Raw genomic sequence first — 14,046 nt, forward strand, 5'->3', positions numbered from 1 at the left:
CCGGTTTCCACTTTTCGGGAACACGCTCACTCCGCCGCCTGCGCAAACCCGACCGAGGCCATCGGCCGGAATTCGTGCTTGTCCTTGCCGGAAACGCGTTCCGACCACGGGTCGACCTGGGCGAATTTCTGGCTGAAGACGAAACGGTCGTAATAGGCCTTGCGCTTGTCGCCATCGTCCATGATCTGACGCTTGATCTCGGGGATGCCGATGCGCTTGGCCCATTTGTAGATGCGCTCGAGATAGCGGCCCTGCTCGCGATACATCTGCGTCAGCGCCACGATATGCTCCAGCGCCTCGTCCTCGGTCCTGACCAGGCCGAGCACCTCGGTGCCCTTGATGTCGAGGCCGGCCGCCCCGGCAAAATGGATCTCATAACCACTGTCGACGCAGATCACGCCGACATCCTTGCAGGTCGCCTCGGCGCAGTTGCGCGGACAGCCCGACACCGCCATCTTGACCTTGGCCGGCGTCCACGAGCCCCACATGAATTTTTCGATGCGGACGCCGAAGCCCGTAGAATCCTGCGTGCCGAACCGGCACCAGTCTGAGCCGACGCAGGTCTTCACCGTGCGCAACCCCTTGGCATAGGCGTGGCCGGAGACGAAGCCGGCCTGACCGAGATCGGCCCACACTGCCGGCAGGTCCTCCTTGCGGATGCCGAGCATGTCGATGCGCTGGCCGCCGGTGACCTTGACCATCGGAATTTCGAACTTGTCGACGACGTCGGCGATGGCGCGCAGTTCGGCGGCATTGGTCACCCCACCCCACATGCGCGGCACCACCGAATAGGTCCCATCCTTCTGGATGTTGGCGTGGACGCGCTCGTTGATGAAGCGCGACTGGTAATCGTCGGCGTAGTCATCCGGCCAGTCGCAGACGAGGTAGTAGTTGAGCGCCGGCCGGCATTTGGCGCAGCCGCAGGAGGTCGTCCATTCCAGTTCCTGCATGACGGCGGGAATGGTCTTCAGGCTCTTGGCCTTGATCAGCCGGCGCACCTCGTCATGGCCGAGGGTGGTGCAGGAGCACATCGGCTGCACGGCGGCGGGGTTGTACGTGTCGCCGAGGGTCAGCACCATCAGCTTTTCAACCAGCCCGGTGCAGGAGCCGCAGGAGGCCGACGCCTTGGTGTGGGCGCGCACGTCGTCAAGCGAGGTCAGGCCCTTGGCCGTGATCGCGCCGGTGATCTTCCCCTTGCAAACGCCGTTGCAGCCGCAGATTTCCGCATCATCCGGCAAGGCTGCAACGGCCGCCATAGGGTCCAGCGGGGCACCCCCCTGGTAGGACTGGCCGAAGATGAGCGTGTCGCGCATTTCGGAAATGTCGGTCTGCTTCTTCTTGAGGTCGTTGAACCAGGCGCCGTCAGCCGTCTCGCCATAGAGCACGGTGCCGATGATGCGGTCATCCTTCAGCACCAGGCGCTTGTAGACGCCTGCGGCGGCGTCGCGCAGCACGATCTCCTGGCGATCCTCGCCCTCGGCGAAGTCGCCGAGCGAGAACAGCTCGATGCCGGTGACCTTGAGCTTGGTCGGCGTGTCCATATGGACGAAGGCCGCCGCCGCGTCGCCGGCAAGCTGGCTGGCGGTCACGCGCGCCATCTCGTAGAGCGGTGCGACGAGGCCGTAGACTTGGCCGTTGACCTCGGCACATTCGCCGAGCGCGTAGATGTCGGGATCGTTGCTGCGCATGCCGGCGTCGACGACGATGCCCCTGTTGACGGCGATGCCGGCCTGTTTCGCCAGCGCCGAATTCGGCCTGATGCCGACGGCCATCACCACAAGCGTTGCTGGGATAATGGTGCCGTCAGCGAGCTCCACCTGCCCGACCTTGCCGTTGCCTGTGATCGCCTGTGTGTTGGCCTTGGTGATGACCTTGATGCCGCGCTGTTCCACCGCACGCTGCAAGAGATAGCCGGCCGCGGGATCGAGCTGGCGCTCCATCAGCGTCGGCATGACATGCAGCACGGTGACGTCCATGCCTTGCGCGTTCAGCCCTGCTGCCGCCTCCAGCCCGAGCAGGCCGCCGCCGATGACCACCGCCTTGGCCCGCGACTGGGCGGCAAGCATCATCGCCTGCACGTCGTCGAGATCGCGATAGGTCAGCACGCCCGGCAGGTCATGGCCGGGCACCGGAATGATGAACGGCACCGAGCCGGTGGCGATGACGAGCTTGTCATAGGGTTCGGTGACGCCATGATCGGAGGTGACGGTCTTCGCCGCTCGGTCGATGGCGACGATCTTGTGGCCCTTGTAGAGGGTGATGTTGTTGGCGATGTACCAGCCGTCGCCGTGGATGATGATCTCCTCATAGGCTTTCTCGCCCGACAGCACCGGCGACAGCATGATGCGGTCGTAATTAACGCGCGGCTCGGCGTTGAAGATGGTGACGGTGTAGCGGCCCGGAGCCTGTTCCAGCAGGTGCTCCAGCATGCGCCCCGGGGCCATGCCATTGCCGATGATGACAAGTCTTTCGCTCATGGTGCTACTCCGCGGCTTCGACGAAGCGGTGGCGTTCGTAGAGGAACTTCAGCACCGCCTCGCGGCAGCGCAGGAAGGTCCGGTCGGAAGAGAGTTCGACGCGCCGGCGCGGCCGCGCCAGCGGCACGGCAAGCACTTCGCCGATGGTTGCCGCCGGGCCATTGGTCATCATGACGATGCGGTCGGACAGCAGCACCGCCTCGTCGACATCATGGGTGATCATGATCGTCGTCGAGCCGAGCCTGGAATGGATGTCCATCACCGCGTCCTGCAGATGCGCGCGCGTCAGCGCGTCGAGCGCGCCGAACGGCTCGTCGAGCAGCAGGATCTTCGGCTCCATGGCCAGCGCCCGGGCGATGCCGACGCGCTGCTTCATGCCGCCCGATATCTCGGCCGGGCGCTTGTCCTTGGCATGCGCCATCTGCACGAGGTCGAGATTGCGCATGATCCAGTCATGCCGCTCGGCCTTGCTTTTCGAGCGACCGAAAACCTTCGACACCGCCAGGTTGATGTTTTCATAGACGGTCAGCCACGGCAGCAGCGAGTGGTTCTGGAACACCACGGCGCGTTCGGGACCGGGGCTGTCGACCTCCTTGTCCTCGAGCAGCACGGCGCCGGCGGACACCTTGGTCAGCCCGGCGATCAGATTGAGCAGGGTCGACTTGCCGCAGCCGGAATGGCCGATGATGGAGACGAATTCGCCCTTGTCGATGGTCAGCCTGATGTCCTTCAACACCTCGCTGACCTGGGCACCACGCGAGAAGGATTTGTCGATATGGTCGAGCTTCAGATAGGCCGTCATCGCCCTCTCCTCACTTTGCCGTTGTGCCGCGGGTGACGAAGGCGCCGACCGCCGCGACCAGACGGTCGAGGCAGAAGCCGGTGACGCCGATATAGGCGAGCGCCACGATGATGTCGGGCAGCCGCGACGAGTTCCACGCGTCCCAGATGAAGAAGCCGATGCCGACGCCGCCGGTCAGCATTTCGGCGGCGACGATGGCGAGCCAGGACAGGCCGATGCCGATCCTCAGGCCGGTGAAGATGTAGGGCGCGGCGGCCGGTACCATGATCTTGACGAAGAATTCGAACTGGTTGAGCCGCAGGATGCGCGAGACGTTGCGGTAATCCTCGGGGATGTTGCGCACGCCGACGGCGGTGTTGATGATGATTGGCCAGATCGACGTGATGAAGATGACGAAGATCGCCGACGGGCTGGAATCGCGGAACGCCGCCAGCGACAGCGGCAGCCAGGCCAGCGGCGGCACCGTGCGCAGGATCTGGAACACCGGGTCGAGGCCGCGCATCGCCCAGATCGACTGGCCGACCAGCGCGCCGAGCGCGACGCCGACCACCGCCGCCAGGCCGAAACCGATGGCGACACGCTGCAGCGAGATCAGCACGCGCCATGCCAGGCCGATATCCTGCGGGCCATTGTCGAAGAACGGATGCGCGATCAAATCGTAGGCCTCGTTCCACACCTGGGTCGGCGGCGGCAGGCTTGATGTGGGCGACGAACAGGCGATCTGCCAGACGACCAGCATGACGGCGATGACTACGATCGGCGGTAGCAGCGCGCTCGCCAGTTTGCCGGCAATCGCCAGCGGATCGAAGCGACGTCGTGCCTTTGCGGTGAAGGCGATGACCTCCGCCGGCTTCGCAGGAAAGGCCTTCACCTTGGTGTCCTCGATAGTCTGGATCGACATGTCTGGGGAAAACTCCGTGGGGCAGATAATTCGAGCGACAAACGGCGCAATGCGCCGTTTGCGCAGAGGTTCAAGCCGATGCCTTGATCTTCAGGCTGTCGAGATAGGCCGACGGGTTGGCCGGATCGAAGATCTTGCCGTCGAAGAAGGTCTCGACGCCGCGCGACGACGACGCCGGAACGTCGGCTGCCGCGACGCCGAGATCCTTGGCCGCCTCGCGCCACAGATCCTCGCGGTTGACCTGATCGACCAGCGCCTTGATGTCGGTGGTCGGCGCGAATTTGCCCCAGCGGATGTTCTCGGCGAGGAACCACGCATCATGGCTCTTGAACGGATAGGAGACGCCACCTTTCCAGAACTTCATGTAGAGATCGGTGCCGTTGGCGACGCGGCCATTGCCGTAGTTGATGTCGCCCTTGAGGCGGCCGATGATGTCGGCGACAGGCACGTTCATCCATTGCCGCTTGCCGATGATGGCGGCCATCTCGTCCTTGTTGTCGCTGGCCTCGCACCATTGCTGGGCTTCCATGACGGCCATCAGGATCGCCTTGGTGGCGTTCGGGTATTTCTCGATGAATTCGGCACGCAGGCCGAGCGCCTTTTCCGGATGGCCCTTCCACAATTCGCCCGTCGTGGCGGCGGTGAAGCCGACGCCCTGATGGACGAGCTGCTCGTTCCACGGCTCGCCGACGCAGAACACGTCCATGTTGCCAACCTTCATGTTGGCCACCATCTGCGGCGGCGGCACGACGATGGTCGAAACGTCCTTGTCGGGATCGATGCCGCCGGCGGCCAGCCAGTAGCGCAGCCAGAGATCATGGGTGCCGCCCGGGAAGGTCATGGCGGCCTTGATTTCCTTGCCGGCCGCCTTCTTGGCGGCAAAGGCGTCTTTCAGCTTCGAGGCATCGAGGCCGACGCCGGTGCCGGCATATTCCTGGGCGACCGAAATGCCTTGGCAGTCGTAGTTGAGCCGCGCCACGATCGCCATCGGCATCGGCTGGTTGTTCTGTGTCACCTTGCCGGTGTGCATGAGGTAAGGCAGCGGCGTCAGAATATGGGCACCGTCGATGCCGTTGGCGGCGCCGCCGAGCATCAGATTGTCGCGCGTCGCGCCCCAGGAGGCCTGCTTGAGCACCTCGACATCGGGCATGCCGAACTTGGCGAACAGCCCCTTCTCCTTGGCGATCATCAGCGGTGCCGCATCGGTGAGGGCAATGAAGCCGAGCTTGGCGCCGGTGACCTCCGGAGTGGCGGTCGCAGCATAGGCGCCGGAAGGGAAGAGCTTGCGGGCCGCCACGAACAGGCCGGCCGTCATTGCACTGCTGACCAGAAAATCGCGGCGCGTCATGTCTTTGAGGGTCGTTCCAGTCCTGATCCGTTTCGTCATCGTCGTCTCCGGTTGGGCGCGGCTTGGGATCCGCGTCGTCGATTGTGTGTTGATCAAAACAAAAAAGCCGCCAGCCAGGTCTTCGCGTCCGGGTGACCGGGAGCGCGTATTAACCTGAGCGGCAGCTTTGCCTGTGGCGCCCGCCATTGGGCGCCTGTTCCGTGACCCGCGAAGGGCCTGTCTATTTCAAAGCAGGAACCGTGCCAGTTTTGAGAGAGGCGAAAAAGATCAATTAAATCAGTAACCAGCGCCGATCGCGGACGCGCCGGGTCCTATGGCCGGAAGGTCAAAGATTGCTCATTCGGGCAATCGCGCGCACAATTTTTGTGCAATGCACAAGAATGACGCGGAAATGATCAGGCTTCCGCGCGAGCCGATTTCTGGCCGGTAATGTACGCGTCGACCTCGTCCGGATCGAAGATCTGGCCGTCGAAGAAACCGTCCGGACCGAGCACAAGGCCGGCGCCTGTCGCGCCGACCGCGGTTGCAACTTGGAGCGCGCCCTCGACCTTCGAATTGGCGCCGGGAAGTGCGATGCCGAGCGGCTTCAGCGCCGAACGATAGAGATCGGGACGATAGCAATCCCGCGCGATGGCGAGGTTTTCAGGCGTATGCGCCACATGCCCCCAACGCACCATCTGCGTGTAGAACCACAGCGCATGGCTCTTCCACGGAAAGTTCGCCGCCTTGTCGAAGGGGAGGAAGAAGTCGTCGATGCTCCGCTCCGCGCCGCCGCCCAGTCGGAGATGGCCGGTCAGGATCGGCATCTGCACGGCCGGCGGCAGGCCGAGAAAGCCGGCCTGCGCCATGACGGCAGCCAATTCGCCATGGTTGGCCGGATCCTGGCACCAGCGTGCCGAGTGATGCAGCGCGCGCAGCAGCGCCGCCAAGGCCTCGGGGTTTTCGTCTGCCCAGGCCTTGCGCACGCCGATCACCTTCTCCGGGCTGTTACGCCATATCCGCGCCTTGACGGTGACGATATGCCCGGTGCCGGCGGCAACCGCAGCACTGTTCCAGGGTTCGCCTACGCAGTAGCCGTCGATGCGGCCGGCGGCCAGTGCATCGGCCATGAAGGGCGGCGGCACGATGACGATCTCGATTTCGCGCGTCGGATCGATGCCGCAGGCGGCGAGCCAATAGCGCAATTCGTAATTGTGCCCGGAATGCGGATGCACCACGGCGAAGCGCAGCGGGTCGCCACCGGCCGCAGCGCGCTCGCGAATGAGCGCGCGCAGCGCCGCACCGGCGCGCGCGGGGTCGAGATCGGCTTCGGCGCTGTGCGCCACCATTCCGGCCCACACAGTGTTGGAGACGGTGACGCAATTGCCTCCGAGTCCGAGCGAGAACGGCACGATGGTTTCCGAAGCGAGCGGCGTCAGCCCGAGATTGCAGGCGAGCGGCATCGGTCCCAGCATATGCGCCAGATGGAAGTGACCGATGGCGATGCGGTCGCGGATGTTAGCCCAGGACGTCTCGCGGTGCAGGGTGAGGTCGATGCCTTCTCGTGCGGCAAAGCCAAGCTCACCGGCCGCGACCAGCACGGCGCTGTCGAAAAGCGGCATGAAGCCAGCGGTGATCTGGTGCGCGGCGTCCATGCTCATTCGTCCTCCGCCGGTCCCAGCAACCCGGCGGCAGTCACCAGGCTCTGGGCGATGTCGCCGATCTTGCGGTTCTGGTTCATCGCCGTCTTGCGCAGCAGCGTGTAGGCGGCCTCTTCGGAGAGGCCGCGCGACTTCATCAATATGCCCTTGGCACGATCGATCACCTTACGGCTCTCGAGCTCGCCGCGAACCTCTTCCAGTTCGCGCGCCATGCGCGAAAAAGCGTTGAAGCGGCTGACCGCCATGTCGAGAATGGGTTTGACGCGCTCTTGCCGCAGNGCGCCATGCGCGAAAAAGCGTTGAAGCGGCTGACCGCCATGTCGAGAATGGGTTTGACGCGCTCTTGCCGCAGACCGTCGACGACATAGGCCGAAACGCCGGCATCGACCGCCGCCTCGATCGAGGCCTGGTCCGAGCGGTCGACGAACATGGCGATCGGCCGTTTTACGGCACGCGAAAGCTGGAACATGTTTTCCAGCATGTCGCGATTCGGGTTTTCGAGATCGATGACGATGACATCGGGCTCGATCTCGGCGATCCGCCGCGCAATGCCGGTCACATCATGGATGACGGTGACCCGCTCATGGCCGGCCTCGCGCAACCCCGCCTCGATGATCGCGGCGCGGATGCGGTTTTCGTCGATCACCAGGACGGCGAGTGCGGTTCGAACCATGCCTGCATTGTGACCAAGCGAAGGAATTGTGCAATGCGGTATGGTTGAACAACCCGAGATTCGCTAACCGCGCCGCAGGCGCCTAATCCGCCGCCAGCGCCGTGACCTCGCGGCGGAAGGGCAGTGCGTCGCCGATATCGGCTTCGTCCAGCTCGCGCGCGAAGCGGTGGCCGGCGTAGGTTGCCCAGGCGATCGGACCCGGCGCCTCGGCATCGCCGATGATTTTGATCGAGCGGATGCCGCTGTCGGCCCACTCGTCGCGCCGCGCCTTCAGCTCGTGCCAGACGCTATCGTCCTGCTGGCGCGATGTCACCAGCACTACTGCGTCCACGGCGATGTCAAATTGGCTGCCCGTATAGGCGCAGGCCGTGGCAACACCGCCCGGTACGATGCGCGTCACGATCCGGTTCAACACGATCTCGACGCCGAGTTCGGCCAGCCGGCGGTGGATGGCGCCCTGCTCCAGCGTGTTGCGGGTCCAGTCGGACACATAGGCGGACGGCGTCACCAGCGTCACCTTCGCGCCCTGGCGCGCCATCAGCTCGGCCAAAACGCCGCCCATGTAATAGTGATCGTCATCGAACAGCACGACAGTGCCGGTCGGCACATTGCCGCCCATCAGATCGTCCGGCGTATAGACCGGCATGGCCGGGTCCGCCGGCATCGGCACGACATGCGCGCGCGCCACGCCGTCACGGCGCCATGTCGAGCCGGTGGCAAGCGCAATGTTCTGAAAGCCGAAGTCCAGTATCTCCTGCGCCGACAATCGGCTTTCGAAATAGACATCGACATTGGACATCTGGCTGATCTGGTACTGGCGGTAGTCGCGCACGCGTCCCCATGCCGAGAGACCGGGCAAGCGGCATTCGCGCGCCACGCGGCCGCCGAGCTCGGTGCCGGCTTCGGCGATGGCCACCTGATAGCCGCGCAGGCCGAGCGCACGCGCCGCCTCCAGCCCGGCCGGGCCGGCGCCGACGATCAGCACGCTGTCGCTATCGCCCTTGGCCTGCATGCGTTCGGGATGCCAGCCCTTGCGCCATTCCTCCATGAAGGTCGGGTTCTGCGTGCAGCGCGAGATCGACATGGTCATGTCGCCGGTGATGCAGATGTTGCAGCCGATGCATTCGCGAATGTCCTCGATTCGCCCCTCCTCCACCTTCTTCGGCAGGAAGGGATCGGCGATCGATGGCCGCGCGCAGCCGATGAAATCCAGCGTGCCGGACTTGATCATCTTCACCATCACATCCGGCGAGGTGAAGCGACCGACGCCGACGACCGGCTTCGAGGTCAGTTTCTTGATGCCGGACACCAGGCTCTCCTGCGCGCCCTCCTCCTTGAACCGCGACGGCCCCGAACAATCCTCCCAGGCGCCATGTGCCAGGTCCCAGAGGTCTGGCAGGTCGGCGTGCATCTCGATCATGTCGCGCACTTCGGAGTTGGCGAAGCCAAGCTCGCCGATCATCTCGTCCAGCGACAGCCGCAGCGTCAGGCCGCAAGTGCCGCCGATGGCATCCCTGCCCTCTTCGATCAACTCACGCATCAACCGCGAGCGGTTTTCCAGCGAGCCGCCATATTCGTCGCTGCGCTGGTTGGTGGCGGTGGACAGGAAGTGCTGGATGATGCCGAAGCCATGCGCGCCGTAGAGGCAGACCAGGTCGAAGCCCGCAAGCCTGGCACGCTTGAATGCATTGCGGTGCCAGCGGCGCAGGTCGCGTATATCTTGCTTGTCCATGGCGCGCGCCTGAACCGGATCGTTGGTGAAGGTACGGATCGGCAAGGCCGACGGCCCGCGCGGCACTTCCTTGGTGTAGAGGTTGGGACCGTTGATGCCTGAATAGGCCAGCTGGATACCGGCCAGCGCGCCATGCTGGTGCATGGCCTTGGCCATCTTCGCCAGTGCCGGGATATCGGCATCGTCCCACAGCCTGAGCTCGATGAAGGGCGTGATCTCCGAAGTATGGTGCATCTCGGTCTGCTCGGTGAAGATGACGCCCCAGCCGCCTTCCGACTTGATGCGGCGCATCTCGGCTGCGGCCGAAGGGTCGCGGTAGCCGCCGCCATTGCAATGCGGAACCTGGTAGAAGCGGTTCTTGGCGGTCACCGGACCGATCTTCACGGGCTCGAACAGAATGTCGTAGCGCGGATCGCGCATGGAACGTGCCTTCCTGCCAGCGTCGCCTTGCACATGCCCGATCATGGTTTCGAGCCAAGGTGCAAGCCGGCCAGCCCAGTGGGTTGATGCCGTGAGACCATTCATAAATTGCGACAAGCGCCGGGAAACAACAGATTTCTTCTGTGCCGGTTAGGACGCGCCTAATCGATCAGCACTGCCTGGATTAGCATCCGCTGAATCCCGGCTGAGCCAAATGCGACTTCAAGGCCGCGGCCGCGCGATGCTAGAAGTGCCGACGGCCAATGAGACACAAGACGCATGGACAGCATCCAGATCCTTGAAAAACTGATCGCGTTCCCGACGGTGAGCCGCGATTCGAACCTCGCCCTCGTCGGCTACGTGGCGGAGCTGCTGGACGCGCATGGCATTGCCAGCCAGATCATCCACAGCGAGGACGGCCACAAGGCCAACCTCTTTGCCACCATCGGACCGGCCGACGCTTCCGGCATCATGCTGTCCGGTCACACCGACGTCGTCCCCGTCGACGGCCAAGCCTGGACGCTGCCGCCCTTCGAGATGACGAGCCGAGACGGCAAGCTTTACGGACGTGGCACAGCCGACATGAAGGGTTTTGTGGCCTGCGCGCTCGCGGCGTGCCTGAAAGCCTCGAAAATGACGCTGCGCACGCCGCTGCATTTGGCACTCTCCTACGACGAGGAGATCGGCTGCATTGGTGTGCGCAGCCTGATCGACATGCTGCAAGCAGCCCCGCAGCGGCCCTTGCTGTGCATCGTCGGCGAGCCCACCGATATGCAGGTGGCGACGGGCCACAAGGGCAAGCTTGCCGCACGCGCGCTCTGCAAAGGCCGCGAAGGCCATTCGGCGCTGGCCCCGTTGGCGCTCAATGCCATCCATCTCGGCTGCGACTTCGTCGCCGCCTTGCGCCGCGAGCAGGATCGGCTGGTGCGCGATGGCGCCCGCGACGGCGACTACGACATTGCCTACACGACCGTCCATGTCGGCAAGATCAACGCCGGCGTGGCGCTGAACATCGTGCCGAACCTCTGCCAGGTCGACTTCGAGATCCGCAATGTCGCGGCCGACGATCCGCACGAGATTCTCGACCGTCTGCGCAAGGAGGCTGCTCATATTGCATCCGAAGCCTCGGCCACCGCCCCCGAGGCGGCGATCGACATAGACATCACCAACACCTATCCCGGCCTGGACACGCCGGCCAGTTCGCAAGCCGTCGCTTTCATCAAATCGCTGACCGGCGCCAACAACACCATCAAGGTTGCCTACGGTACGGAGGGCGGCCTGTTCAGCCGCGATCTCGGCACGCCGACGGTCGTGTGCGGACCGGGATCGATGGCGCAGGGACACAAGCCGGATGAGTTCGTCAGCGTCGAGCAGATGCGCCGCTGCGACGGCATGCTGGAAAAATTGCTGCAGCGGCTTGCCGACCAGCAGTTGGCTTAACCGGGGCTACTTCTGTGGAAGTGCTGCCTGGCCGACAGCCCGCTCGGCGCCGAACACGCCTTGCTCGACGACGAAATGCCGGCAGTGGTCGATGAACGCCTGGACGGTTTGCGTGCGGTGTTCGGAACTGGGCAAGGCGACGCCCATGGTCAGCGGCCGCAGATCGCCGTCCAACGGCACGAAGACCAGCGGCTTGCCGTCCGGCGCCAGCGTGTTGAGCGGCCGCATATTGGCGATGCCGTAGCCGAAGCCGTTGGCCACCATGGAACGCATGACGGCGATGTCGCCGGTGCGCTCGGCAATGTTGGGGCGGATCCCGCGCTGGTGGAATGCAGAAAGGAAATATTCGCGGCTGAACGGCAGGTCGAGCAGCACCATCGGCTCATCGGCCAATTCCTCCGTCGTGATCGACGCCTTTGCCGCGAAGCGATGCCCCGCCGGCAGCATGACATAGGCCGGCACCAGCATCAGCGGCTCGAAGGTCATGTCCTGCGACAGTTCGAGATCGTAGGTCAGTGCAAGATCGATTTCACCGCGCTGCAGCATCTCGAGCAATTGCCCCTGATTGCGCTCGAACTGGCGCACGCGCACATCGGGATAGGCGCGCTCGAACCGCATGCGCAGCGCCGGCAGCACGATCTGCGCAAACGTCAGCAGGCATCCTACCGCCAGCGGACCACGCACCTTTTCGGCAAAGTCGCCGGCGACGTCGTGCAAGGCGTCGGCATCGTTGAGCAGCCGGGCGGCTTCCTTGAGGAAGACGCGGCCGCCGGCCGTGAGCGAGAGACCGTGCGAATGCTTGCGGACAAAAAGCTGGACGCCGAACTCGGTTTCCAGTTGGGCGATGGAAGCCGAAATCGACGGCGGCGAGACATTGACCTGTTCGGCCGCCTTGGCGATGGAGCCGGCTTCGCCCACGGCGACGAAATATTCCAGCTGTCTGAGCGTGAAGCGTAGCGGCATGGCTGGCTATGTTGCCGGTTTGAGGGCTTCGATCAAGCCTAATGCATGTCGCGCAAAAGTGGCCCCGGTTTTGCGCAAACGACATGCATAGAGCAAAGGCCTAAAGCGCATCGCGTGAATCCGTTCAATCGCGATGCGCTTTAGGCGCCCATCAGTACTTGATCCATGTCGTTTTGAGCGCGGTGTATTTGTCGAGCGCATGCAGCGACAGGTCGCGGCCGAAGCCGGATTGCTTGAAACCGCCGAACGGCGTCATCGGGCTCAGCGCGTCGACCGTGTTGACGGAAACCGTGCCGGCATGCAGCCGGCCCGCGATACGATGCGCGCGCGACAGGCTGTCGGTCCACAGCGATGCGGCCAGCCCATAAGGGCTGTCATTGGCGATGCGGATCGCGTCGGCCTCGTCGTCGAAGGCGATGACCGAAAGCACCGGCCCGAAGATCTCGTCGCGGGCAATCGGATCGGCAGACGCGACATCGTCGAAGATGGTCGGCTGGACAAAGCTGCCGCGCCCGTTGACCGTGACCAGGTCGCCGCCCGCGACCAGGCGCGCGGTTTTCTTGCCGGCCTCGACGAAGCGCATGACGTTGGCGGCGTGGCGACTATCGACCATCGCGCCCATTTTCGAAGCCGGATCGAGCGGATCGCCGGGCTGCGTGACCGCCGCACGTTGCACCAGTTTCTCCACCAGAGCATCCTTGATGCCGCGCTGGACGAGCAGGCGTGAATTGGCGGAACAGACCTCGCCCTGGTTGAAGAAGATGCCGAAGGCCGCCATGTCGGCTGCCGCGTCGAGATCGCCGCAATCGGCAAAAATGAGGTTCGGGCTCTTGCCACCGGTCTCCAGCCAGACCTGCTTCATGTTCGACTGGCCGGAATACTGCAGGAACATCTTGCCCACGGCGGTCGAACCGGTGAAGGCGAGGCAATCCACATCCATATGGCGGCCAAGCGCCTGGCCGGCGGTTTCGCCAAGGCCGGGCACGACATTGAGCACGCCTGCAGGCAGGCCCGCTTCCATTGCCAGTTCCGCCAGAAGCAGGGCCGACAAAGGCGACTGCTCGGCGGGTTTGAGCACCACCGAATTGCCTGCCGCCAGTGCCGGCGCGCATTTCCACGTCGCCATGTCGAGTGGGAAATTCCAAGGCACCACCGCGCCGACCACGCCAAGCGGTTCGCGCCGCACCAGCACCAGATCACCTTCGCCGGCCGGCGCCACTTCGCCATAGATCTTGTCGATGGCCTCGCCATACCATTGAAAGATCGCTGCCGAGCCGGGGACGTCGACCGCGGCCGCATCCCTGACCAGTTTGCCCATGTCGAGCGATTCCAGCAGGGCCAGTTCATGCAGGTTTTCGCGCAGCAATTGCGCCAGCCGCAGCAGAACCTCCTTACGGTGCGCCGGGCTGGTCCGCGACCAGACGCCGGTATTGAAGCTGCGCCGCGCTGCGGCAACCGCCAGATCGATGTCTTCCTCACCGCAGGACGCCACTTCGGCCAGCACCTCGCCAGTTGCCGGATTGACGCTGGCGAAGGTCCGGCCCGAACGCGCCGCAACCGTCTTGCCGTCGATGAACGCCTTGTCGCGAAAACGGATCGCGGACGCCTTGCCGATCCAGTCCTTGTGGCTGAGCTCGCTCATCGCAGGTG

At 64.2% G+C, this 14,046-nt stretch carries 9 protein-coding genes and 2 pseudogenes; 1 reads left to right on the plus strand and 10 read right to left on the minus strand.

Features of this window, described 5'->3' with window-relative positions; all coding sequences use genetic code 11:
* Positions 1-26: 26 nt before the first annotated feature.
* The 8 genes and pseudogenes from nirB to X735_RS160735 form a co-directional block, all read right to left on the minus strand.
* Positions 27-2,477 carry a nitrite reductase large subunit NirB gene (nirB, locus tag X735_RS160760; protein ID WP_023809416.1) on the minus strand — a complete coding sequence of 817 codons (2,451 nt, stop codon included), beginning with the start codon at positions 2,475-2,477 and terminating at the stop codon, positions 27-29.
* 4 nt (positions 2,478-2,481) lie between these two features.
* Positions 2,482-3,279, minus strand: coding sequence for an ABC transporter ATP-binding protein (locus X735_RS160755; protein WP_023809417.1), 798 nt, complete (start codon positions 3,277-3,279; stop codon positions 2,482-2,484).
* A 10-nt stretch (positions 3,280-3,289) separates the two neighbouring features.
* Positions 3,290-4,180 (minus strand): nitrate ABC transporter permease, encoded by an 891-nt coding sequence (gene ntrB, locus X735_RS160750; RefSeq protein WP_023809418.1) that lies wholly within the window; start codon positions 4,178-4,180, stop codon positions 3,290-3,292.
* A 70-nt stretch (positions 4,181-4,250) separates the two neighbouring features.
* Entirely contained in the window at positions 4,251-5,567 is a 1,317-nt protein-coding gene (locus tag X735_RS160745; RefSeq protein WP_023809419.1) for a CmpA/NrtA family ABC transporter substrate-binding protein, read from the minus strand.
* A 356-nt stretch (positions 5,568-5,923) separates the two neighbouring features.
* Complete coding sequence (locus X735_RS160740) at positions 5,924-7,162, minus strand: CmpA/NrtA family ABC transporter substrate-binding protein (protein ID WP_031212563.1); 1,239 nt, start codon at positions 7,160-7,162, stop codon at positions 5,924-5,926.
* A 2-nt stretch (positions 7,163-7,164) separates the two neighbouring features.
* Positions 7,165-7,446 (minus strand): annotated as a pseudogene (locus X735_RS1000000168600) (ANTAR domain-containing protein); the annotation flags it as partial.
* Between the two features lie 2 nt (positions 7,447-7,448).
* Positions 7,449-7,841, minus strand: a pseudogene (locus tag X735_RS1000000168605) (response regulator); the annotation flags it as partial.
* Between the two features lie 82 nt (positions 7,842-7,923).
* Positions 7,924-9,993, minus strand: a complete 2,070-nt coding sequence (locus X735_RS160735; protein ID WP_023809421.1) for an NAD(P)-binding protein — start codon at positions 9,991-9,993, stop codon at positions 7,924-7,926.
* Positions 9,994-10,272: 279 nt separating this feature from the next.
* On the opposite strand from X735_RS160735, the gene argE reads away from it, so the two are divergent.
* The gene (gene argE / locus X735_RS160730) at positions 10,273-11,433 is read left to right on the plus strand and encodes an acetylornithine deacetylase (RefSeq protein ID WP_023809422.1); all 1,161 of its coding nucleotides are present in this window, start codon (positions 10,273-10,275) and stop codon (positions 11,431-11,433) included.
* 6 nt (positions 11,434-11,439) lie between these two features.
* On the opposite strand, the gene X735_RS160725 is transcribed toward argE, so the two are convergent.
* Both X735_RS160725 and X735_RS160720 read right to left on the minus strand, forming a co-directional pair.
* Entirely contained in the window at positions 11,440-12,396 is a 957-nt protein-coding gene (locus X735_RS160725; protein ID WP_023809423.1) for a LysR family transcriptional regulator, read from the minus strand.
* A 151-nt stretch (positions 12,397-12,547) separates the two neighbouring features.
* Positions 12,548-14,038, minus strand: coding sequence for an aldehyde dehydrogenase (locus tag X735_RS160720; protein ID WP_023809424.1), 1,491 nt, complete (start codon positions 14,036-14,038; stop codon positions 12,548-12,550).
* Positions 14,039-14,046: the final 8 nt, after the last annotated feature.

It is taken from the genome of Mesorhizobium sp. L2C084A000 (genome assembly GCF_000502875.1).
Taxonomy (GTDB): Bacteria; Pseudomonadota; Alphaproteobacteria; order Rhizobiales; family Rhizobiaceae; genus Mesorhizobium.